Source organism: Dictyobacter sp. Z7_2, from assembly GCF_057551105.1.
This window is the reverse complement of sequence record NZ_BAAJPE010000002.1, coordinates 4,544,887-4,567,926: the sequence shown is the minus strand read 5'-3', so window position 1 is coordinate 4,567,926 and position 23,040 is coordinate 4,544,887. Positions and strand designations below refer to the sequence as shown.

General features: G+C 49.2%; 16 protein-coding genes and 2 CRISPR repeat arrays. Of the genes, 11 read left to right on the top strand and 5 right to left on the bottom strand.

The genetic code is table 11. The features are described from left to right. The first annotated feature begins 575 nt into the window (after positions 1-575). A complete protein-coding gene (locus tag AC27N8_RS32510; RefSeq protein WP_487073366.1) occupies positions 576-1,781 on the top strand; it encodes a PQQ-dependent sugar dehydrogenase in 1,206 nt (401 codons plus the stop codon). Positions 1,782-1,842: 61 nt separating this feature from the next. Here AC27N8_RS32510 and AC27N8_RS32505 read toward each other — a convergent pair whose 3' ends face one another. Further along, a complete protein-coding gene (locus AC27N8_RS32505) occupies positions 1,843-2,376 on the bottom strand; it encodes an NADPH-dependent FMN reductase (protein ID WP_487073364.1) in 534 nt (177 codons plus the stop codon). A 499-nt stretch (positions 2,377-2,875) separates the two neighbouring features. Here AC27N8_RS32505 and AC27N8_RS32500 point away from each other — a divergent pair, with 499 nt between their 5' ends. Further along, the gene (locus tag AC27N8_RS32500; protein ID WP_487073362.1) at positions 2,876-3,730 is read left to right on the top strand and encodes a TrmH family RNA methyltransferase; all 855 of its coding nucleotides are present in this window, start codon (positions 2,876-2,878) and stop codon (positions 3,728-3,730) included. Positions 3,731-3,808: 78 nt separating this feature from the next. On the opposite strand, the gene AC27N8_RS32495 is transcribed toward AC27N8_RS32500, so the two are convergent. Next, a complete protein-coding gene (locus tag AC27N8_RS32495; protein ID WP_487073360.1) occupies positions 3,809-4,552 on the bottom strand; it encodes an SDR family NAD(P)-dependent oxidoreductase in 744 nt (247 codons plus the stop codon). Between the two features lie 188 nt (positions 4,553-4,740). Here AC27N8_RS32495 and AC27N8_RS32490 point away from each other — a divergent pair, with 188 nt between their 5' ends. Continuing rightward, a complete protein-coding gene (locus tag AC27N8_RS32490) occupies positions 4,741-5,364 on the top strand; it encodes a TetR/AcrR family transcriptional regulator (RefSeq protein ID WP_487073358.1) in 624 nt (207 codons plus the stop codon). A gap of 185 nt (positions 5,365-5,549) precedes the next feature. Continuing rightward, a CRISPR array of direct repeats spans positions 5,550-8,051; the repeat unit is 37 nt; unit sequence CTTGCAGGATCCTCTTTCGGATCGATGAGTCTGTAAC. Between the two features lie 349 nt (positions 8,052-8,400). Here the strand turns inward: AC27N8_RS32490 and AC27N8_RS32485 are convergent. After that, positions 8,401-11,106, bottom strand: coding sequence for a tetratricopeptide repeat protein (locus tag AC27N8_RS32485; protein WP_487073356.1), 2,706 nt, complete (start codon positions 11,104-11,106; stop codon positions 8,401-8,403). Between the two features lie 66 nt (positions 11,107-11,172). Beyond that, a CRISPR array of direct repeats spans positions 11,173-12,101; the repeat unit is 37 nt; unit sequence CTTACAGAATCCTCTCTCGGATCGATGAGTCTGCTAC. Between the two features lie 24 nt (positions 12,102-12,125). On the opposite strand from AC27N8_RS32485, the gene AC27N8_RS32480 reads away from it, so the two are divergent. From AC27N8_RS32480 to cmr6, 7 genes are all read left to right on the top strand, one after another. Then, positions 12,126-12,431 (top strand): hypothetical protein, encoded by a 306-nt coding sequence (locus AC27N8_RS32480; RefSeq protein ID WP_487073354.1) that lies wholly within the window; start codon positions 12,126-12,128, stop codon positions 12,429-12,431. A gap of 196 nt (positions 12,432-12,627) precedes the next feature. After that, positions 12,628-14,778, top strand: coding sequence for a type III-B CRISPR-associated protein Cas10/Cmr2 (cas10, locus tag AC27N8_RS32475; protein ID WP_487073352.1), 2,151 nt, complete (start codon positions 12,628-12,630; stop codon positions 14,776-14,778). Beyond that, entirely contained in the window at positions 14,775-16,085 is a 1,311-nt protein-coding gene (locus tag AC27N8_RS32470) for a type III-B CRISPR module-associated Cmr3 family protein (protein WP_487073350.1), read from the top strand. Before cas10 ends, AC27N8_RS32470 begins: the two co-directional genes overlap by 4 nt. 5 nt (positions 16,086-16,090) lie before the next feature. Next, positions 16,091-17,425 (top strand): type III-B CRISPR module RAMP protein Cmr1, encoded by a 1,335-nt coding sequence (cmr1, locus tag AC27N8_RS32465; RefSeq protein ID WP_487073348.1) that lies wholly within the window; start codon positions 16,091-16,093, stop codon positions 17,423-17,425. Continuing rightward, a complete protein-coding gene (gene cmr4 / locus AC27N8_RS32460; RefSeq protein ID WP_487073346.1) occupies positions 17,425-18,333 on the top strand; it encodes a type III-B CRISPR module RAMP protein Cmr4 in 909 nt (302 codons plus the stop codon). The genes cmr1 and cmr4 overlap by 1 nt, the downstream gene beginning before the upstream one ends. Positions 18,334-18,337: 4 nt before the next feature. Beyond that, the gene (gene cmr5, locus AC27N8_RS32455; RefSeq protein WP_487073344.1) at positions 18,338-18,763 is read left to right on the top strand and encodes a type III-B CRISPR module-associated protein Cmr5; all 426 of its coding nucleotides are present in this window, start codon (positions 18,338-18,340) and stop codon (positions 18,761-18,763) included. After that, positions 18,756-19,874 carry a type III-B CRISPR module RAMP protein Cmr6 gene (gene cmr6 / locus AC27N8_RS32450; protein ID WP_487073342.1) on the top strand — a complete coding sequence of 373 codons (1,119 nt, stop codon included), beginning with the start codon at positions 18,756-18,758 and terminating at the stop codon, positions 19,872-19,874. The genes cmr5 and cmr6 overlap by 8 nt, the downstream gene beginning before the upstream one ends. Positions 19,875-20,150: 276 nt before the next feature. Here the strand turns inward: cmr6 and AC27N8_RS32445 are convergent, their stop codons facing one another. Then, positions 20,151-21,245, bottom strand: a complete 1,095-nt coding sequence (locus AC27N8_RS32445) for a cysteine peptidase family C39 domain-containing protein (protein ID WP_487073340.1) — start codon at positions 21,243-21,245, stop codon at positions 20,151-20,153. A 184-nt stretch (positions 21,246-21,429) separates the two neighbouring features. On the opposite strand from AC27N8_RS32445, the gene AC27N8_RS32440 reads away from it, so the two are divergent. Beyond that, on the top strand, positions 21,430-22,227 hold the full coding sequence (locus AC27N8_RS32440; protein WP_487073338.1) for a class I SAM-dependent methyltransferase: 798 nt from the start codon (positions 21,430-21,432) through the stop codon (positions 22,225-22,227). Positions 22,228-22,275: 48 nt separating this feature from the next. Here the strand turns inward: AC27N8_RS32440 and AC27N8_RS32435 are convergent, their stop codons facing one another. Continuing rightward, on the bottom strand, positions 22,276-22,971 hold the full coding sequence (locus AC27N8_RS32435; protein WP_487073336.1) for a TetR/AcrR family transcriptional regulator: 696 nt from the start codon (positions 22,969-22,971) through the stop codon (positions 22,276-22,278). Between the last annotated feature and the right edge of the window lie 69 nt (positions 22,972-23,040).

Below are 23,040 nucleotides of genomic sequence, written 5' to 3'. Positions count from 1 at the left end.
CAATCAAAGTGTCACATTGGAGAAAAAGTCATAAGGATGGCATTTATCAACACTCAGAGGAGAAAACAGCGTGCAACAAAGAGGAGCCGTAGACACTCGGAGCATCGAGGAATGCCCGGTACGGCAAATACACGCGGTTGGAGAAGATCATCCCGGATACCCACAGATCAGAGATCATCCCGGATGAAAAAGCGATTACTCTTCTATTGTCATCATCAGCCACTCCAGGTCCGGTGTATTTACCCGAGCGGCTATGGCAGCGGTGGGAATAAAGTCCCCACTACTTAACATAGAAATATCCTTTTGTAACTCTATTGCTGTCTTTCACAAGATTACCATAGAAAGAGACATAAGACAATCCTCTACGACAGCATCATCATGCATCCCACAGGCTCCAGACAACATGTTACAATGTCCTTAGACGACGTAAATAGATGAGAAATTACGCTGTCGAGAAAGGTACAAGAAAGGTAAGAGTAACCTGTTAGTTCCCACCATCAAATCAATCATGGACTTCTTCAATATCTGGTTCAGTTACAATCCTAACGCTCTCACCATATAGGAGAAAAGCATTCATGCGACGATATGTTTACTTACTCGTTTTCGCTGTAGTATTTTTGTCCAGTTGCGACGTCAGCGGATCAGGTACGACACAGGTACCCACGCAGGTAGCAACACATCAGGCTACGACAACGCCTTCACCTGCGGTCAGCGCAACAAACGTGACCACATCATTGCCAACATCGAGTCTTCCCGGAATCACGCTTCCGGCTGGCTTCCAGATCAGCATCTATGCGAAGGACCTGCAAGTTTCTCGCCTTATGACGATTGGTCCTAACAACACATTGTTAGTCGCAAATCGACAGAACAATTCGATAGTGGCTCTGTCCCCTGGATCAGATCCCAAGCAGGCCGCACAGTCTCGGACGCTGATCACTGGTCTCAATGATCCAAGCAGCCTCGATCTCCATGCAGGCTATCTTTATATCGGCGAGCGGACCAGTATCTCACGAGTGAAACTCGGCAATGATCTTAAGCCTGGACAAACCGAGCGCATCATTACAGGCATCCCGGCGAGCACGGATCATGTCACGCGGACCGTCCTCATCGGCCCGGATAACCGCATCTACGTCTCAATTGGATCAAGTTGCAACGTCTGTGAGGAGACCGATCCAATCCTCGCCACTATCCAGGTCTACAATCTCGACGGCACCGGAGGCAAGATGTTCGCCAAAGGACTCCGCAATGCAGTCGGACTGGCAATCAATCCCTGGAATCAGCAGATCTGGGCCACTAATAACGGGCGCGACGAGTTGGGTGATGATACTCCACCAGAAACGGTCTATAATCTGATCGATCAAGGCGATTATGGCTGGCCTCGCTGTCACTCGGGGGATATCCCCGATCCTCAGTTTGGCACGGGCGGTGATGCCTGTCAGGGTGTCCAGGCTCCTCTGGTAAAGATGCAAGCTCATTCGGCTCCGCTCGGTCTGGCGTTCTATACCGATACCATGAAGCAGTTTCCTGAGCAATATCGAAACAGCCTCTATGTCGCCTTCCATGGATCATGGAACCGCACACCTCCCACCGGCTACAAGGTCGTGCGCATTCCGCTCAAGGATGGGAAAGTGTCTGGTCCCGCCGAGGATTTTGCCTCTGGCTGGCTGTCAGGTACCAAGGTGAATGGCAGACCGGTAGGCGTCACAGTCGCTCCCGATGGATCTCTGTTCGTCAGCGACGATACCTTCAACGTCATTTACCATATCTGGTATCGCGGATAACCTTCTTTTTGCTCAGGCTCAACACAAATGCACTCACGGAAGAGTCTAATTACTTTGACAATCAGGCATTGACTGCTTGCGCGAGTGCATTGAGAACCTCTGTGAGGGATTGAGGAAGTGCCGCATCCAGCACATCGCCATGAGCATTCAGTTTCTTATTGATGGTTCCGATCATTAGAGTCCCTGCCTCAGGCACGTTCGCACCAACGGCAGCCAAAGTCAGCAGCAGGGATGCATGAGCCTTATCCCCGCCAGTCCACAGCGAGGATGAGCTGATTAAGGCAACTGGTTTGCCCGAAAAATCGCCCGTGGAGACGGTCCAATCGAAGGCGTTCTTGAGCACTCCAGGAACTCCAAAGGCGTACTCGGGCGTGCAGATGAGCACTCCATCAACTGTAGTAAGCAGCCTGCGCAGGTCCAGTACCGAAGCCGGCGAAGCCTCTCCATCAATGTCAGGATTGAAGTGCGGGAGATCTCCCAGACCCTCATAGATGATCAGTTCCATGTTCTCAGGCGCCAACGACTTGACTAAACGTACAAGGGCCGCGTTCGTCGAACTCGCCCGCAGGCTCCCCGATATCGCCAGGATACGCATGCCTCGTTCCTTTCTATCTCTCGCCACCTCAGGGATGGTATCTCCAATGATTTATTATAAGTGAATTTTATCACGCTGCAACTATTTATGAATGATGACTACGTTCAAGCGGATACGCACGATCAGACAACAACACAGTGCCACTGCCAATATTGACAGCAAGAGATGAACTATGTTACATTATTTTCATGAATCTTATCAATTTACGCATAGTCCAAGCAAATGTCCCAGCCTCCTTGGGAGCCTGAACGCTACGCTTACAAGGAGGCCGGGTATCAATAGCGGATGTTTTTCAATTCTATAGCTACTTATCCATTAGTAGATAAGTAGTATGTTTTCCTGCCTGCAATTCCTCCTCCATCAAAAGTCTGCATCAGGCTCTTGCCCCCCTTCTCACCACCTCCACTATCACTCTGTCTGTAGACATGTTAGCGAGGATGGTTGAGCTTTTCTCCTTCATCGTTTCTATGAGATCAGGAAAGCAGACAACACATTTGCTATGGATAAACAACATCATCATTCAAAAGTAGCACCATCATATACAACAGCTCACGCGTCAGATGCCATCATTGTGAGCAGAAATAATCCAAAGATTAAGCAGATCCGCGCTCTCCTGAAACGCTCAGAACGCGAGCAAACAGGATTAGCCCTCGTAGAGGGGCTACGTCAGGTCACCGAGGCACTGCGTCATCCAGAGATTGTCAATCAACTTATAGTCGCTCCAGAACTATTGAAAAGTCCACATGGACAAAAACTGTTTCATGAACATGAGAGGATGGGACATCCAATCTTACATGTCAGCAGCGAAGCATTTCAAAGTTTCTCACTCAGAGAGGGTCCCCAGGGGATTGCGGCCGTCATCTCACAACGCTGGGAACAGATACAGCAGTTGAGGCTGTCGCCCGGCGACGTCTGGATCGCACTTGAAGCGATCCAGGACCCGGGCAATCTGGGAACAATCTTGCGCAGCTGCGACGCCACCAGCAGTTGCGGCGTCATGCTACTCGATAACGCCACCGATCCCTACGATCCGGTCACGCTGCGCGCCAGTTTGGGAGCTATCTTCTCACGTCGACTGGTCAAATCCAGCTTTGACGCTTTCACCTCCTGGAAACATACGCATCAATATCCCATCATAGGCACTTCGGATGCCGCACAGCTAAACTATAGGAAAGTCAACTATCCATCACCCGTGATCCTGCTCATGGGCAGCGAGCGACAGGGGCTTTCTCCAGAACAGCAAAGTCTTTGCGATCAGATGGTCCGCATCCCGATGCATGGACGGTGCGATTCTTTGAATGTGGCTGTGGCGACGTCGATCGTGCTCTACGAGATCTTTGAGCAGCGAGATTAGTTATATAAAGTCAGGAATCTTATGACAAGGTTCTCTTTTTTAGTAGAGCTTGTTCCTTGACAGTTCTCATGCTGTTTTTTAGATGGCTGTACGCCCTCCATCAACAGGGAGCGTGACTCCATGCACAAAATTGGCTTCGGAACTGGCGAGGTAGACAGCAGCTTCCGCAATCTCGGAGGACTCGGCCGCTCTCCCTGCTGGCAGGGTACTGGTTAATTGAGCCAGTCGAGCCTCTCCGAAAGCTGCGTTCGCAGGAGTGCGTGTCGGTCCAGGCGCAATAGCATTCACATTAACCCCGCTTGGACTAAACTCCGCAGTCCAGGACTTCGTGAGAAGCGTCAAAGCCGCCTTCGTTGCCCCATAGAGCGCCAATCCAGGCATCCCTATCTGAGCAGCCATGCTCGTAATGTTGATGATTTTTCCCGCTCCTCTCTCCGCCATGTGAGGAGCAAGGGCGGCTGTGAGATAATAAGGAGCTTTCACGTTGATGTTCAGTAGAGTATCGAAGGTCGCCTCGTCTATGTGCGCGGTTGGACCCATTGCAGATATACCAGCATTATTTACGAGGATATCGATCTGCCCGAACGCTTCAATTGCTTCCTTCGCCAAACGATCAACCTCCGTTTTTGAGGACAGATCAGCAAATACGAACGCAGCCGATCCACCAGCCGAGCGAATCGCCTCGACAATGGTCTTTCCACGTTGCTCGTCACGTCCGGAAATGACGACACTCGCTCCTTCACGAGCAAAGGCTTCCGCAATGGCCTGCCCAATGCCCGAGGTAGATCCGGTGACAAGCGCCGTTTTTTCTTGTAAACGCATATATATTGCCTCTTTCTTCCCTGGAAATATCTCAATAATGGACTACATGGTTTATTTAAATGTACCATGTAGTCCATTATAAACGAAGTGGACTAGAAAGTCCAGAGTATGATATACTCAAGATCAAGCATCCTCTCCGCCCACGTCCTCTTATGACGCGCATTGGAGCAGGAAAAAAAGGAGTATTAATGATGCCGAAAGAGTTCCTCACCGCACGTGGTCACAGTAGTCGTGAGCGTATTCTTACGCAAGCCACTCAGCTTGTGTATGAGAAGGGTGTTCAGGGCACCAGCCTTGATGACATCTGCAAGGCAGCTTCTGTCAGTAAAAGCCAGCTGTATCATTACTTCACGAATAAAGAAGACCTCGTTCTGGCAATCATTAAACAACAGACAAGCACGGTCCTGACCGGACAACAGCCCTTCCTCGATCATCTCGACAGTTGGGAGAATCTTGAACGCTGGGGGGCATTGCTCGTTGCCTCTTTAGAAGAACGTCAGTGCGTCGGAGGGTGTCCGATCGGCTCACTGGCGAGTGAATTGGCAGATCACAACGAGACCAGTCGCGTTGCTCTGGTCTCTTCTTTCGATCAATGGGAGCAGTACCTGATCGAGGGGCTGACTTCTCTGCAAGAGCGTGGTGAACTCCGCAAGGATGCTGATCCAGCCGAACTCGCGGTCGCCGTGATGACCAGCTTGCAGGGAGGACTCCTCCTGTCTCAGACTCGCAAGACGACGCGACCATTGCAGATTGCCCTTCATGCTGCATTTACCTATGTCCGCTCCTTTGCCTCTCGGCTCGATGCTTCTTAAAAATGCTGTGTCGAGTTGCGCGTAATGCAAGCCCTTCCCTCGATAAGCATCGTGATTCAATGCAATCTAAACAGGATTGTCATGCGGTAATTGGCTTGAGAGTTCTTCCCCTCATTAGATTTATATAGCTTTTTCTCTCCAGCAATACGTTCTTCGCAAGAAAATCCTCCAGGAGCAAAGGCAGTGCCACAGTATCCTCTCTCGGATCGATGAGTCTGTAAAGCTGATACCACCCGACAAGTAATACAGCAATCTCAGCACCTTGCAGGATCCTCTTTCGGATCGATGAGTCTGTAACTTGCTCAAGCTGTTAAACGCAATGTCCGTATTCGTAGTCTTGCAGGATCCTCTTTCGGATCGATGAGTCTGTAACTATATTAGAGGTACCTTTTTGATATTCCATCAGTGATCTTGCAGGATCCTCTTTCGGATCGATGAGTCTATAACCCGCATATAGACTTTGTCGCCATTGTTACTCCTTGTCTTGCAGGATCCTCTTTCGGATCGATGAGTCTGTAACGCTTAAAATTCGCTCTGTGGCCCAACAGTTAGTCGACTTGCAGGATCCTCTTTCGGATCGATGAGTCTGTAACACTCCTCGCTAAAGCACGTCTCCCAGAGTTTAGAGACACTTGCAGGATCCTCTTCCGGATCGATGAGTCTGTAACGCAAGCCAAGCCAACACAGTGTATGGCTATAACTATCCTTGCAGGATCCTCTTTCGGATCGATGAGTCTGTAACTACACAGTCGAGTCGCTGCTCGCGGTCACATTCACGCCTTGCAGGATCCTCTTTCGGATCGATGAGTCTGTAACGGCGCGAAGATGACCATCTGGACATCTATGTCCGGCATCTTGCAGGATCCTCTTTCGGATCGATGAGTCTGTAACCGCCGAAAGACAATGGCGATATGCTGGAGATTGTCCAGCCTTGCAGGATCCTCTTTCGGATCGATGAGTCTGTAACTAGACATCTTCGCGTGCTCCACGAACACAAACGTATCTTGCAGGATCCTCTTTCGGATCGATGAGTCTGTAACACAGGAATGGAGTCCAATCATGCTATGGCGTTGGATATTCTTGCAGGATCCTCTTTCGGATCGATTCCTCTGTAACGAGCTAGAGGTATGCAACGAATACGGCGGATTATATGCTTGCAGGATCCTCTTTCGGATCGATTCCTCTGTAACAACGGATTTGTTGGTGACGGAGGTTTATCACCGCTCTTGCAGTATCCTCTTTCGGATCGATGAGTCTGTAACGTTGCCGTTGCTCCACCCGCAGTTCCTGCGGCATGTGCTTGCAGGATCCTCTTTCGGATCGATGAGTCTGTAACTGTTCGGAACTATGGAGTAGATCATCATGGGAGTTATAGCTTGCAGGATCCTCTTTCGGATCGATTCCTCTGTAACTCTCCCCAACTCCCTCACAAACCTCCCCCAGTGCGTGACTTGCAGGATCCTCTTTCGGATCGATGAGTCTGTAACTGCCCCACAACAAACGTTTAGTTTGCCGCTGTTTACCACCCTTGCAGTATCCTCTTTCGGATCGATTCCTCTGTAACTGCTCTCCGCTAACAGCTCACAACAGCCCTATCTTTTCACTTGCAGGATCCTCTTTCGGATCGATGAGTCTGTAACACATTGATATTGTGGATGATGCATACAACAACGGCTATCTTGCAGGATCCTCTTTCGGATCGATTCCTCTGTAACTGGTGAAGTGCTCCGTTCCTATACCTGTGAGCCATGTGACTTGCAGTATCCTCTTTCGGATCGATGAGTCTGTAACAGTAATACTAGTGGTAGCACGTCACAAGCTGCTAACCTTGCAGTATCCTCTTTCGGATCGATTCCTCTGTAACCTCAAAATCAGCCCAGAAAAAGACGAAAACAGCGACTTGCAGGATCCTCTTTCGGATCGATTCCTCTGTAACAGCGCTCTCCCCACGACCAGCAACAGCCCCGTTCGACACTTGCAGTATCCTCTTTCGGATCGATTCCTCTGTAACACCGGGTAGACCACACCGGATCTACCCGGACGACACTTGCAGGATCCTCTTTCGGATCGATTCCTCTGTAACATCGGGAGGGAAAATGCTGTAGCCCAGCCCAGTCCCAACTTGCAGTATCCTCTTTCGGATCGATTCCTCTGTAACGAGACGGTGCTGCATGCTGAAGGTGTGAGTTTATTCGGAACTTGCAGTATCCTCTTTCGGATCGATTCCTCTGTAACTCCGGCTGTCGCACATGACACAATCGAAGATACGCAAACTTGCAGTATCCTCTTTCGGATCGATTCCTCTGTAACGGAGTTGATACCTGCCTGATGCTATGGCAAGCCTCTGCTTGCAGTATCCTCTTTCGGATCGATTCCTCTGTAACAACTATAACAGGACTGGCAGTTACAGGACTGTCAAACTTTCTTGCAGTATCCTCTTTCGGATCGATTCCTCTGTAACTAACGTTGTATGGTACATCGCAAGTGAAAGATGAAATGTCCTTGCAGTATCCTCTTTCGGATCGATTCCTCTGTAACGCACGTTTGCCGCCTATCCTAGCGGAGCAACAAACGTTCCTTGCAGTATCCTCTTTCGGATCGATTCCTCTGTAACGTAATACAGCGATGATATTGACCGGACGCAATGAAGCTTGCAGTATCCTCTTTCGGATCGATTCCTCTGTAACGCACATCTTGTCACAATAGTCAGAGGCATATTCATCAAAAACGCTTGTCTAAGGCCCTTTTTTGGGCTCTGAGAGCTTCAATTTCATGCGTCATCTATCATCTAGTATACCATACTGCATGCATTTTCGAAAATCGATTTCTGCGTCAAAACAGGGGGGATTTTCGAGGTGCAACCAGCATCAAAAGCGTCATGAGTTCACAATAAATAGCCTTTAAAGGTTTAATTAGGACATTTTTGCCCTGATTAAACCAGCGCTCCATCCGATTTTCGAAACAGACCCATTTCAGGCTCCTTTTGGGGTCTTATTATCCTTTTTGGTTTGTATTCATGCATCCAAACATAGATATTTACTTACGTGCTCGGATCGGTAGCAAGCGTGCCTCTATCTTTGCAGCTTCCTCATCTTGTCCTAGTTTGCGTAACACTTGAGCATATCCATCTAGAATTTTTTTGAGCCTCGGATTTTTATCATCAAACACGCTCTCATGCGTTCTCAATGCATGCTCCATATATTTTTTTGCCTGCTCATACGCCCCCATAGCACAATACAGTTCTCCAATATTGAAGTGTGTTATGGTTGTTTGGAAATCATCAGAACCCCATATTTTTTTTCTAATTGCCAGCGCTTGATAATACTTTTCTAGTGATTGCTCATATCTACCTTGCTCACAGTAGAGCAAGGCAAGGTTACCGATTGCCGTCGCGGTGACAGAATGTTCAGGTCCTAATCTCTTTTCTCGAATGTCCAGTGCACGCATGTAAAATGACTCGGCTTGTTCGTATTTCTTTTCGAAGCGATATAGTCCTGCCAGATGATTGAGGGTTGATGCAGTCTCTAAATGTTCAGAGCCATATACATGTTCACGAATCTGCAACGCTCGCAAGAAGACATGCTCGGCTTGCTCATAGTGTTCCCATTTACGATAGACCATAGCCAGATTATCAAGTGTCCTGGCAGTATCAAGATGGTCGGGACCAAGCTCACGTTCGTAGATCTGTAAAGCTCTCGCATACATCTTTTGCGCTTGCTCATACTTGGCCCATTTGAAGTAAAGCAAGGCCAGACCATTGAGGGTACTAACGATTGAGAGATGGTCAGGACCGTACAGGCGTTCCCGAATCTGTAAAGCCTCTTCAAAAAGCTTCTGGCTGTCATCGAACTGCTTTTGGATACCCAGAATTGTGGCAAGATTATCAATGGTGGTGGCTGTGTCTGGATGCTCTCTCCCTAAAACGCTTTCATGGAGTTGCAATGCTTGCTTATATATTTTTTGCGCCTCGGCATACCGCGAGTAATGACGTAACATACCGCCTGCTTGATTTAAGAACAGCATGGCAGTCGGCGAGGTAAGCTTATACTCCTCGATGAGTAGAGCGCAAGATTGAATCTGAGGAGCATATGCCTGCCATTTTGGTTGATCTTTTTCCCAGACGAGAACATCAGGCTCGGGCATGGCCTTGCTTACTACGCTGATCACACGTTCCGCCCAGATACGTTTCTGATCGTCATCAAGATTATTCCGTAAGACTGTCTGAACGAGTCGGTGGATGCTGATAGCTCTCTTACTGGGATCACGCTTGATAAGCGAGTAGGTATTCAGAACAATACATGCCTGATTAAATAAGTATGCATCCCGAGCAATGGGTGAGAGTACAGGACCAAGTTCGTCAGCGCCTCTGCCAAAAAAGGTTTCCGGGATGGCATCAGGATCTAAAAAGGCGCAGAAGCGCAGCAGGTCTGCGGCCGCAGGACTACTATCCTCAACCTTGCGAAATGAGATTAGCCAGGTGGTGGCAACGGTGTATGGATAAATTTCTGATGCTGGTCCATTCTCTGCAAGCAATCTAGCATGGTTCTGCTCATAGAGGCCCTTATATTCTGCCAGGCTCATTCTGGTAGCGTCAAGATAGGCTCCAGCCTGCTCTAATGCCAGCGGCAATCCACCGAACATCTGACTGATCTGCTGTGCCAGCAACTGCTCCTCTGGTGATCCTTGCTCCAAAGTGGCTTGAGGCTCTAGCAATCCAGAGCGATGCAACAACAAAAGCGCTCCTTGTGCAGGCGCAAGTGTTTTGAGCTCGAGGGGATGCGCGATGTGCTGGCTACGCATGTGAGCAGAGCGTGTGGTGATAAGGAGATGACCACCGATTCGCGCAGAAGTAAAGGGATGAACTATATCTGGCTCCTCAACGTTATCCAGGATGAGCAGATAGTCTTGATGGGTCTGGAGCCAGTGTTTGATCGCCGATACGACTTTTTGTGAATTATGCTCCTCTTTTTCAGGCAGATTGAGAAGTTGAGCAAGTGCAAGATTAGAAGCGTTGAACGCATCTAGAGTTTCCGCACGCACCCAGAGGATGGCCGTGTATTTGCTCCCATAGCGATCAGCATACTCAAGCGCAAGACTCGTTTTTCCAATACCACCTAATCCGCTAATCGCCAGCACCTGACCAATCGTCGCACGACGCTCTCCCAGCAACTGCTCATACAGCTCGCGTAGCTCATCGTCGCGGCCAGTGAAAAAATTATTGTGCTGATACGGAATGTTCTCGATGGTGGATGAGATCGGGCGAAGCGTACCACCAACCAGCGATGATTGCACTTCTTCTATAACCTCACTAAGCTCGGCCACAATGTCTGCAAAGGCCTCATCTTGATTTGTCCACTTTGTAAGTGGCTCCTCATTAACCGGAAGAACTTTAAGATGAGCAAATGGAGCATCTTTCCAGTAAAATGGTCTCACAATGATCGGAATAACGCGTGCGGCCCCTTCATTATGTCGAGCAAGAGCGCGACACATTTCAATACCATAACAATAATCGGAAGCAAAGAAATCAGCACTTATTAGTAGCAAAATAATTGATGCCGTTTCCAGATGGGCATCAATATCCATTTGCCAGTTCATACCCGGCTCAATGAGTCGTCTATGCCAAACTGAGATGAAACCCTGCCGATTAAGCAGGCTTAGATGTTTCTCTAGCTGACCCAGCCAAGCTTCATCCAGCGGCGCATAGGAACAAAATATCTCAACTGGCTTCCGCGTTGCAGACATCTCCGCTACTCCATATCAAAGCTTTCTTCATTTCATTCAACATATACAGGAAAATGAGTTTATTTTGATACAGGATCCTCTCTCGGATCGATGAGTCTGCTACTGCTATACGTGTTTTGCCTTCTGATGCGACCAGTGGCACTTACAGAATCCTCTCTCGGATCGATGAGTCTGCTACCTAAATACCCTGGCGACGAGATCTTTAACAACGTAGTTACAAAATCCTTTCTCGGATCGATGAGTTTGCTACTCATTCAAGGCGTGTCAGCATCGCATCCATTGCAGCACTTACAGAATCCTCTCTCGGATCGATGAGTCTGCTACAAAGCATGATGGATCTGCGATTGTGATTGCCTTCTCATACTTACAGAATCCTCTCTCGGATCGATGAGTCTGCTACCATGAATAACGGGAAGAGTATACAAGCTTTTGACACCTTACAGAATCCTCTCTCGGATCGATGAGTCTGCTACGTGATGCTGTATCCAACACTATCCATGCAGATAATCACTTACAGAATCCTCTCTCGGATCGATGAGTCTGCTACTTCAAAAAGCTATGTCACCTGACAGCTTGCTCATGTCCTTACAGAATCCTCTCTCGGATCGATGAGTCTGCTACAGTTTTCTCTATCTTCTGCAATATGACATCTTCACCTACTTACAGAATCCTCTCTCGGATCGATGAGTCTGCTACCGACAAAGAGCCTTGAGGAGATCAAGACGATTTTACATCTTACAGAATCCTCTCTCGGATCGATGAGTCTGCTACTAACCGGAATGTCAAACCAAGTCGGCAATTTATTGATGCTTACAGAATCCTCTCTCGGATCGATGAGTCTGCTACGTACTTGCTTCCTGTGTTGCCGTAGATGCCTACAGCATCTTACAGAATCCTCTCTCGGATCGATGAGTCTGCTACAAACCAAAGCATTGCCACAGGTTCGCTATTTCAAACACTTACAGAATCCTCTCTCGGATCGATGAGTCTGCTACCGCAGGTCTTGTAGGAGCATACCAATGTTATATTTAACCAAAAATGCTAGCAATGCCACTTTTTTAGGCTCTGAATGCATTGTTTTTATTACAGATTACCCATCCAGTATAGCATATTTCGGGCAATTTCAAAAATCGATTTCTGTCATCAAAACCCGCTCGATTTTCGGAAGGCACCAGGAACAGAAACATTTAAAAGAGGCAATAAATCGGGTATGGAGGCATAATCAGGGCAAAATTGTCCTGATTAGTGTGGTGGTGGCTACGATTTTCGAAGGGAGGCTATTTCAAGCCATTTTCCAGAAGGGGTACTATCGGATGGATGGGTAGATAGAAATTTTTGGGCAGGAGTGTATACGCGGCAGCGGTTTGAGATGATAATAGGATCATTATAGATCAGGACACTATGAGTTATTCCCAGGGTACTAAATCAATAGTTGGCTTTATGGAAAACGACTCGGACGGGACGTCTCTTTAACAGATAATAATTAATGCCATACATTTTAAGGAAAGTAGGTGTGTAAGGATGGATAATTTGTTCATCGGAAACATTGGACCAATCCAATCCTTTATTGCGAGTGCGCGGCGCACGCGTGACCTCTGGTTTGGTTCGCGCTTGCTGAGCGACTTGTCGAAAACGGTGGCGCACACGATCATCGAGGATACGGGTTCTGGCAATAGACTCATTTTCCCGGCCCATGACAGGATAAGTGATCCCAATCTGCCGGATACCTTTACGGTAGCAAATAAGATTGTGGCCTATATAGAAGATGATCCACGCCAGGTGGGGGCTCGGACGCGTCAAGCGATTAATGATCGCTTAAAAGTAATTCAAGATCGTCTCTTTGCCGATCTCGCGGCCCAGAATGTCGATCAGCGCTACTTTTTTGTCGACACGGCGAAAACGCAGATAGATGAATTAGTTGAATATATATGGGCTGCCGTTCCTTTGACAATCGAAAGTAGCGGCGAAAATCAGGCTGGCATCGAACATCAAACATACAAAAACTACAATGAGCAACGCAAAAAACTTGAGTCATTACTGGCGGCACGCAAAAATACTCGTCAATTCAGCAAGGTGACCACTGGCAGCACACGCTATAAATCGTCGCTTGATGGACGGCTCGAATGCGTGATCGATGATACTTTCTATTATCCTCAGGGCAAAGATGAGGCAGATCTGAAGCGCACAAAAAGCATCCTGCTCTATACGCACTTTCGGGCCAGTTCCGCTGAGCGCCTGTCGGGCGTGGATCTGCTCAAGCGTCGAGGACGCTTTCACGAGGTCAAGCAAGGATCACGCGTCGATGACTTTTTGAGTACATCGCACGTGGCTGCACTCTCCTACTTACAGCGTCTGGAGACGCTCGATCCGACGTGGACCAATCCCTTAAAGATACTGTGGGCAGAATACATCAAGGCGATCGGACAGACCGTCTCGATAGACATATCCCAGGATGAAAAGCTCCCTGACATCCGGACAGATTTAACATATCCGGTGACAGGTAAAGACGATGGGGCGCGTCTCTTCGAGGAGCGTTTACTTGAAGATCTTTCGGATCCAAAACAGCTCACAGGTCTTCATAACTCGCTGGAAGACTTTTTTATGGCCGTTGATCTGGCTCTCGGCAGCAAGATCCGACCGTATCCCTACTACGCGATCATTTGTGCCGATGGCGATAGCATGGGGAAGCTGATCGATCAACAGGCGCAAGCAGGTATCCAGGCGCATCAAAAACTATCCGGCACGCTGGCCGGGTTCGCTGCCAGCGTCAGGACAACGGTCGAGACCGACCATCACGGAACCTTGATCTACGCGGGCGGCGACGATGTGCTGGCGTTTTTGCCGCTGCATACCGTTTTGCACTGCGCTCAGACACTGGCACGCACGTTCAATGATCAGCTCAAAGATTTCAAATATCCAGGAGGAGGATCGCCACATCTCTCAGTCGGCATAGCCATCGTCCATCACCTCTCGCTGCTTCAGGAGTCGCTGAACAAGGCTCGCAGTGCCGAAAGTCGCGCCAAGAGCCTGCGGGGTAAGAATGAGTCGACAAGCGAGAATACTTCGATGGACATAAAGGATGAGTCGACTGGCAAGAATGCAGTAGCCATCTCGATCTGTAAGCGCGGCGGCGAGGAATATGACATAGTTGGCCGCTGGGGCGACATCGATACCTACCTGGAACAGATTATCCCCTACTTTCAATACTCAGATCTCCGACCAGCCTCTTTTTCGCGTACGATCTCTATCCCCAAAGGGACCGCCTATGAGATCCGTGACATGGCGCTGAGACTTACTCCACGCCTTGAACGCTCCGATGCAGAGACGCTCCAGGAGCTGGCAAAAACTCATCAGGCCTTGCTCGATGCTATCAAGGTCGACGCAATCCGTATCCTGAAGCGCAAACTGAAGCCCTTTGCCAGAGAAGAGCAGGCGTACAACGCGCTCTTACGCCTCTTCAAGCGACGCCTTGGAGTCTCAGACAAGGAGGTTCCTACGCCAAATCCAGATCCAGAGGCAAATCCAGTTGGGCCGTCACCGGACTTTGAGCCTCAGTCAGTGGAGATCAATGAGTTTATCCATGAGCTGATCGTTGCTCGCGAGCTGGCTGACGCGCTGAATCTGGCCGGTATATCCATTGATGAGCAGCAAAAGGAGTCGATCACGTTATGAGGTTCTGGTTTATTGATCCCCACGATCCACTGATCTTCCGCGATGGCAGGCCGTTTGGTCCCACACCAGGAGCACATGCAAAATCCATGCCATTCCCGTTTCCCTCGACAACCACTGGCGGACTGCGTCAGTTGGCTGGACTCGATGAGGAGGGCGTGTTTATGCACAAAAACAATACAGCTCACCTCAACGAGTTAAGGAAGCTAAAAGTGCGTGGTCCATTCCTGGTGCGACTCGCGGTCGATGATAATGATTTCACCCAAGATCAATTATTGCTCCCCGTTCCCGGCGACGCGCTGGTGATATCGGTCGAGGGAACAACCGAGAAATGTCAGATCGCGCAATTTATACCTATCGAGCCGGGCGAAGACGAAGTGACAGACTTTTCGGCTCTGCCAATGATGGTCGGGTTGGCCGAGGATGCTGCAAAGTTGGATGTGCATAAAAGAGCGCCTCTGTTCTGGAATTGGTCCCATTTCAAGGAGTGGCTGTTTGATCCCGCATCCTTGAGGGCCGAAAGCCTGGATGTCACCAGTCTGGGACATGGAGGACCTGTGCCCGAGCTACGCGTCCACATTACGATGGATCACGAGAAACGTACCGCCCTCGATCAGCATCTCTTCGATACTGGCGGACTGGAATTTACACTCATGCTCAACCGCAGGCAGGACACAGATGAGTCAGATCCGGAACTGGCTCGCAAGGTGCTATCCCATTCGATCAAGCAGCTTGGCGACGCCCAACGACTGGCCCTGGCCGTGATCGTCGACGATCCTGGCGCTCCAAGGTTTTCGCCCAAGGAGGGACTCAGCACCCTGGGCGGCGAGCGGAGGATCGTCAGCTGGCATCAGAGTCAAGCGACCATCCCCACCTATCCAGAGGATCTGATCCACCGGATTCATCAAGATAAACAGTGTCGCGTGATCTTGCTCACTCCAGCTTACTTCGAGCAAGGCTTCCAGCCCACAACCCTGCTCGCAGAGAAGTACAACATGAAACCTATCCTCCAGGCCATCAAGATCGACCGACCGCAAGTTGTCTCCGGCTGGGATCTGGAAAAGGGTAATCGACGAGCGACAATGCGACTTGCACCAGCGGGAACAGTCATGTTTCTCTCCTTTGAGGGCGATACAACTCCAGAGAACATCAAGCAATGGCTCGATGACGTCTGGCTGCAATGCGTGAGCGACACTCCAATGCATAGCGAGAGCAATGAGCTCAATCTACAGTATCAGCGCGATGGCTTCGGCCTGGCGATGGTTGGGATCTGGCCAAAACATAATGCAGCACAGAAGAAGGAGGAGTAAGCGTCATGAGAAGACTATCAAAAAGTATTCCGCCAGCAGATCTTATGCCCACGACCACGGAACAACGTGTCAGCGAAACACGTGAGTACAGATTGATCACTCCCCTCTACGGCGGAGGCGTCAAGCCCTTCGAGTATGATCCCATCACAGTCGTACGCGCTACCGAGATTCGCGGCATGTTGCGCTTCTGGTGGCGTGCCTGTCGCGGCGGCAACGCTACCGGCGATCTCGCTGAGATGAAAGAGCTTGAGGATGCAATCTGGGGCAAGGCAAATAAAAAAGATGATGAAGAATCTCTAATCAAGGAAGCTGTAATTATCTCTGTTGAAGGAGATACGGCCACAGTTCATCATGAGGAAGACGATTCTCTTGCTACATATGCAGCCTTTCCATTACGACCAACAGAGCAGCAAAAGAAAATAGACCCCAGTATTCAGGCAAAAAAGGTCTATAACAATATAGGTTTCACATTAACAATCACATTTCCAGAGAACAGAAAAAAAGACATCGAAGCAGCCTTATGGGCATGGGAAACTTTTGGAGGAATAGGAGCACGAACACGAAGAGGGTTTGGTGCATTGCATTTACAAATGCGTAATGAGAAGCCCAATCTCGATTTACCTGAGTCATACTCAGAGGTCGAAAAATGGATTGAGACGAAACTCAATGATTTTCCCAACATGAGATGGCCTGAAGGTGTTCCACATTTAAGTCGAGAAATGGACATCCGTATCGTATCAATACCAACAAATGCAACCAAGAAAACACAACGTCCAAGAACTACATCGGAAAAAGCCTGGGACTATCTTATTGGTAAGTTAGCAAATTTTCGTCAGGGCTCTTTTGGCCGCTCTGGTCGCAGTCGTTGGCCTGAAGCAGAAGCCATTCGAGGATACACAGAAAAGAGTCACTACAAACCCAAAGGCCATCCAAGCAAATTTCCTAGAGCCGCTTTTGGCCTGCCAATTAATTTCCAATTTATAGATAGTGAAGAAAATGGAACGGAGGACAATCCTGATCCGCCAAAATCTATATTAAAAGTCACAGATAATATAGTTGGTGATGATAAAGAAAAAAAAGATCGATTTGCGAGTCCACTCATCCTAAAACCATTGCTCTGCAAAAATAATATAGCAGTTGGAGTAGCAATAATTCTTGAAGGTACCCACTTACCCTCAGGAAAATTAACGCTTAAAGAACTTGTCGATGACGAAAAAGAGTATCTGGTAGATCATCAGCTTACAGATACAGATTTAGATAAACTCGTTAGCCTAAATTTAAGACAAACCAATGTACTAAAAGCATTTATGAACTATCTCAAGAGAGGAAATAATAACTAATGAAAGCACAACTTTCTTTTATACATGCCCTATCTGCGCTACATCCGGGAACCGGTCAGGGGGCAGGAGTGATCGATCTGCCCATCGCACGCGAAAAAGCCACCGGCCTACCTTATCTCCCGGGATCGTCATTGAAAGGAGCTCTGGCCACACGCGGCTTCAATCAGACCGATGAGGAAAGGTTGCGCTTAAGCAAGCTGATCTTTGGACCGAGAGAGCTTGATGCGGTCGATAATCGCGCCAGCCTGGCTCAATTCTCCGATCAGAAACTGCTCCTGCTCCCGGTCCGCAGCCTGGCGGGGACATTTGCCTGGGTGACCTCGCCGTTTGTGCTCCAGCGACTGCTGCGCGATATCAAGGAGACGCGAACCCCACTACCCGATGTAGAAGGTGTCCCGGCGATCGAAACATCGATCCAGTGCGCCATCAACGACGAGGGGAGCGTGCTCACAATGACGGTCGATGCCGAGGACAAGATATGTCTGGAGGATCTTGATCTGGCAGCCCAGAAAAGCAAGCAGGTCCGCATCTGGTCCAAATGGATCGCCACGCGGGTCTTTCCAGATGATGTAGAATGGCAAAAGTTATTGCAGCAGCGCTTCTGCCTCGTCCATGACGATGTCCTGAGCTTCCTGCTCGATACGGCGACGGAGATCATCACGCGTATCCGCCTGGACGCTGATACCAAGACGACCGTTGACGGCGCACTCTGGTATGAAGAAGCGCTCCCTGCCGAGACGATCCTCTCCGGCATCGTACTCGCCACCCCAACCAGCTCCGCAGCGTTGCCAGCGAAAACCATCTTTCAAGAGCTGTCGTTGCTGACCACAGAGACAATCCAGTTGGGAGGCAACGCGACCGTCGGACGCGGTCTGTGTCAGGTTCGACTGACTGGCAAAGGAGAATAAAGCGATGCTCACACGCGATCAAAAATATGCGATAAGCGCACACGAGAAGGTGAAAGCCATTCAAGCAAATCCTCTCGCCAAAAGTTACGGCGCGATGGCACATAAGCTGCCGATTTTGATCCGCTCCGCCGGCCTGGCACAAGCTCTGGCCTTTGTCGACTCACGGGGCAACACGTGTCAGCAAGAGCTCTTGAGCGATCTCGCCAGCACGATTGGCAAGGCAAATCGTGACGAGCTGCTCAAAGCCTCCAGAGGCGAGGTTGACAGGACAAAGCATGAGGGTCAGCGACCAGAGGATCAGCTACAAGCATACATGCGCCTGACGCAGCAGATCATGGACGCACTCCTCTGGTACAAGCGCTTTGCGCAATCGATTCTCGACGTACAAAACGGCGACCTTGGCGCCGAGGAGGAACAGAGCAATGGATAGTCGTCGCAGCCAGCTTACATCCATCTGCGCCTACATGGGAGCGCAAGAAAGAGATCAGCATCAGACGCACGCAGGTCTGTGGCTGGACAAGTTCCTCGCCAGCCAGGATCGCGATGATACCTCCAGTCGAGCAGGTCTCGTGCAGGAGGTCGCGAACATTGCGGAAACCAGCATCTATCAATCTTTCTATCAACGCTGGACACAAACACTTGTACCGTTGGAGAAAAAAAAGCAAGCCAGCACGCATAAAGCCACGGCGCTCGGACGTATGATTGTAGGATTGGGCAACGAGAGTGTCCTCGAGGCATCAGTGACACTCCATCGGACCTATGGAGTCCCCTATATCCCAGGCAGCGCCCTCAAAGGCCTGGCCGCCAGCTACGTGCACCGCTACCTCAAATCAGACGACCATTGGAAACAGGTCAGCAAAACACAATCCGCTCAGACAGCCCAGACCATCCTGTTTGGCAACGACAAAGAAGCTGGCTATATCAACTTCCTGGACGCCTTCTATGTGCCCGCAAGCGATCATAATCTCAAAGCCCTGCATCCAGACATCATCACTGTCCACCACCAAAACTACTATCAAGGCACACAAGGAGCTGCACCCACCGACATGGATACTCCCATCCCCGTCCCCTTCCTCAGCGCCACCGGACAGTATCTGATCGCGCTCACCGCCCCCGATCTTGAGCATGCCGAGCTATGGCTAGCACTCGCCTTCAAGATCCTCGCCGGAGCCCTCCAGGAACTCGGCATCGGAGCAAAAACGTCCAGCGGCTACGGACGCTTGCAGATCGATGGCGTCCAGCCTCCGAAGATCAGCAAAGTCGCAGACGCGCCTGATCACCACGAAGATGATAAACCTCCCAACGATCCTGTCGCCAGCAAGATAAAAAGCTACATACAAGCAGTGAATAACCTTCCAACCGGAAGCATCTCTGGCAGCCTGCCAAATCATCATAAGCACTGGCTTGAGGTCAAGCATCATGCCGACAGTAAGGAACTTGCTATGGCTATCATCAATAAAGTCAAGCAAGGCGGAGGAAAAAGAGCCAAACACAGTGAAGAGTATAAAGAAATAGTGCAATCGCTCGAAGATCAGCGGTAATTTTAATCATGGGACCTGGAGTTGCTCAGAGGGTTATGCACTCCAGGTTTTTTACCGCAGGCTTTTTGCCCATCCCGCTATATATACCTTAGCTGAATTAGCTGAACATGATCCACTTGCTCAGCTTCCTGACGATATCTGACACGCCAGCACTCTTCTTGCAGACAACCTCTGATCCATCCAGTGCCTCCCTCGGATCAATTCCTCAATAGTCACGCGTCCCACATCCACACCTGAACTGCAAGAGGCCTATAAACCGCGGCTCCGCCCAGTAAATTACACTGTTTGAAGATATCTTCCACCTGATACATCTAAAAATTCATTAAATGAGACGAGATGCGATTTCTGTGTAAGGGGATCTGCAAATGCGATCATCTCTTCACCTTTATAACGTAAGGTAACATCAGAAATTATTACATAATGACCACTATTATTGTCGCGCCTGCCAATCAATGCCATAATCGGGTTAATTGTTCCACCTGTATTAAGTCTCTCTCTAAGATCCTTTGTTGCACCAAAGGTTCTCGTCTGGATTCCTAAATCCGATAAAACTTGCACATGTTGACTTATTACAGTTCCGTTCATGTTAAGATCCTCTAAGGGATATTTCGGATAAACGTCTTTAGACAATTCTAGTAATGATGTCCCTTTTATACGTGTACCATAGAGTGCAGTCACACAAGCAGCACCACAATCATATCCATCAGGATATTGCTGTAGCATTCTCATCTGTAAATCTGGAGGACAAGAATGTAATTGGCTCTCATGAAAATACTTATATGTGTTGGTACCAAGATGATCTGCATTACCTATTAACTCCCTATGGGTTTCTTTTATCCTATGTTGAATGGCCTTGATTACATCACCACCATTTTGTTGAGTATATTGGGTTCTACTAGTTGCCCGAATATCTGTTATAATACCCTTTAGCTCACTTATTCTTCTCACAAGATTACTTTCATAGTGCTGTCTTTTTTCCATAGCACCTTGCAACGCAATTTCCATTCTCTTCAAATCTTTCTGCTGCAACTCTTTTTGCTGCAAATCATCTTGCTGCTTCCTAGTGAATAAATCATTAGATTTTAATTTTTTAACATCGTTATTGGCACCTTGTAGTTTCTCTCTCACCTGTTCTAATCTCATAAATAAATATGCGTCTTCTTTTATATCATAAGCCTGGAATTTTTGCCTTATATTCTTTTCTCTGTGATCCTTTTCAAGTGTTACAGGTGATAATGATTCATATCTATTTTTTGCTTCAAGAAGTCTATTCTTCTGTGAATAAAACATTTCCTGGTATTGTTGACGCGAAAAGGTATCCTGACCCACGCTCTCTTTAGATCTGCTTTGCTCTATTTTTCTACTATCCATAGAAACGGAAAAATCCTTCTTTCCACTAAGATCATCCAACATCAACTAGTATACCATCTGCATGTGTTTCCAAAAAATCGATTTTTGAACGGACTCTAATTTGGAAATGCTGCAAGATGATTGCCTGAAGAAGTGAGAAGATATAATAAGGATACATCTATGAGACAGTGAGGAGTTTACAGCGATGCAAGATAACAGTGCGATCTGGAGTGGTCGAGCGCGTGCTTACACGACCTATCGTCCGCAGCCGCCGACGGTGATTCTGGACATCTTCCCTCAGTTGATACAGCGGAAAAGGCCGCATAGGGTGGTCGATCTGGGCAGCGGGACTGGTCTGTCGACGCATTTGTGGTCAGGATGCGCGGATGAGGTGGTCGGGATTGAGCCAAATGCGGATATGCGAAGGCAGGCGGATGAGCTACGTCTGGCGAGCCAGCGGGAGAATGTGCGCTATCAGGAAGGACGCTCGACGGCGACGGGTCTGGCCGACAGCTGTGCCGATATTGTGACGTGTTCGCAATCGCTGCATTGGATGGAACCGGATGCGACCTTCCAGGAGGTCGAGCGTATCCTGCGTCCGGGAGGGCTGTTCGCGGCCTACGATTATGATTGGCCGCCGACGCTCTCCTGGCAAGCAGAGGAGGCGTATCGGGCGCTGATGGAGCGTGTCGAGACGGTGTGTCAGAGGCGGGGGATTGAGGAAGGAGTAACACGCTGGTCCAAGGATCAGCATCTGGCGCGGATGCGGGCGAGCGGACGCTTCCGCTATCTCAAAGAGATACAGCTCCACCATCAGGAGATGGGCGATGCCGAGCGCTTTATCGGTCTGATACGCAGCAGCCACATCAGCCATCTAATCAAGCAGGGATTGCGTCCGGAGGAGGTTGAGTGGGATCGCTTTGAGTCGGATGTCAGGCAGGCATTGGGAGAGGAGCTCATCCCCTTCTGGTTTAGCTATCGGGCACGTCTCGGCATTGTATGATCTATCTCTGGCCCCGCCCAGATCATACATGCGGGCAGGCATACGACGTTACGGTCGCAAGGAGTCGGTGTGGATGCCCAGCGATATTTTGCGCGCCATCATGTCGATATAGGCCGTGACGGATTCATCGTCGATCTGCGGACGCGCTTCCGGGAAGAACCATTGATACTTTTGCATGATGTAGTAGTCATAGAGCAGCGTACGCAGCGTCAGATCATGCTCCGTGCGGAAGGTGGGATCGATCAGGTTACGCAGCACCACCTCGTCCTGCAAAATGATGAGCATCGGGTTGATGGGCTGAAAGATGCCCGCCCGCATGCCTTGCTCGTAGCAGCGCTGGATCTGTTGTTGCCGCTCCTGCTGAGCTTGCTTGACGCGTTCCCAGAGGGCGGGATATATCTGCTTCAGGTCGAGCAAGAAGGGGTTGGAGAGATAGCAAGCGATGACGACTGATTGTTGATAAATCTCCTGAAAGCGCTGCGTGTATGAGATGGCCTCGTCGCTAATTAATGCGCTCGCTCGCTCCAGATAGCTCACCATCAGATCGACCCCACGCTCAATCACATCCTCTTTCGAAGAAAAATACTTATAGAAGGTCGCCTTACTGATATCCATAGAGCGCACAATATCATCGATACGCTCATGACTAAATCCACGCTGCGTGATGCCAGGCAACAGCTTCTCAAGATACTTATCCACCTTCTCATCCCGCACATGCGCATTGGGTAACTCATTGTTCTCCACAGCAGGCCTCCCGCCCAATTTAGAACTTCCGACCACCTTAGTATAGCAGATAGCAGCAAAGACGTAAAC

Excerpts from the sequence above, each read along its gene's own strand:
- AC27N8_RS32510 (WP_487073366.1), top strand. The coding sequence starts at position 576 with ATGCGACGATATGTTTACTTACTCGTTTTCGCTGTAGTATTTTTGTCC.
- AC27N8_RS32505 (WP_487073364.1), bottom strand. The coding sequence starts at position 2,376 with ATGCGTATCCTGGCGATATCGGGGAGCCTGCGGGCGAGTTCGACGAAC.
- AC27N8_RS32500 (WP_487073362.1), top strand. The coding sequence starts at position 2,876 with ATGGATAAACAACATCATCATTCAAAAGTAGCACCATCATATACAACA.
- AC27N8_RS32495 (WP_487073360.1), bottom strand. The coding sequence starts at position 4,552 with ATGCGTTTACAAGAAAAAACGGCGCTTGTCACCGGATCTACCTCGGGC.
- AC27N8_RS32490 (WP_487073358.1), top strand. The coding sequence starts at position 4,741 with ATGATGCCGAAAGAGTTCCTCACCGCACGTGGTCACAGTAGTCGTGAG.
- AC27N8_RS32485 (WP_487073356.1), bottom strand. The coding sequence starts at position 11,106 with ATGTCTGCAACGCGGAAGCCAGTTGAGATATTTTGTTCCTATGCGCCG.
- AC27N8_RS32480 (WP_487073354.1), top strand. The coding sequence starts at position 12,126 with ATGTTATATTTAACCAAAAATGCTAGCAATGCCACTTTTTTAGGCTCT.
- cas10 (WP_487073352.1), top strand. The coding sequence starts at position 12,628 with ATGGATAATTTGTTCATCGGAAACATTGGACCAATCCAATCCTTTATT.
- AC27N8_RS32470 (WP_487073350.1), top strand. The coding sequence starts at position 14,775 with ATGAGGTTCTGGTTTATTGATCCCCACGATCCACTGATCTTCCGCGAT.
- cmr1 (WP_487073348.1), top strand. The coding sequence starts at position 16,091 with ATGAGAAGACTATCAAAAAGTATTCCGCCAGCAGATCTTATGCCCACG.
- cmr4 (WP_487073346.1), top strand. The coding sequence starts at position 17,425 with ATGAAAGCACAACTTTCTTTTATACATGCCCTATCTGCGCTACATCCG.
- cmr5 (WP_487073344.1), top strand. The coding sequence starts at position 18,338 with ATGCTCACACGCGATCAAAAATATGCGATAAGCGCACACGAGAAGGTG.
- cmr6 (WP_487073342.1), top strand. The coding sequence starts at position 18,756 with ATGGATAGTCGTCGCAGCCAGCTTACATCCATCTGCGCCTACATGGGA.
- AC27N8_RS32445 (WP_487073340.1), bottom strand. The coding sequence starts at position 21,245 with ATGGATAGTAGAAAAATAGAGCAAAGCAGATCTAAAGAGAGCGTGGGT.
- AC27N8_RS32440 (WP_487073338.1), top strand. The coding sequence starts at position 21,430 with ATGCAAGATAACAGTGCGATCTGGAGTGGTCGAGCGCGTGCTTACACG.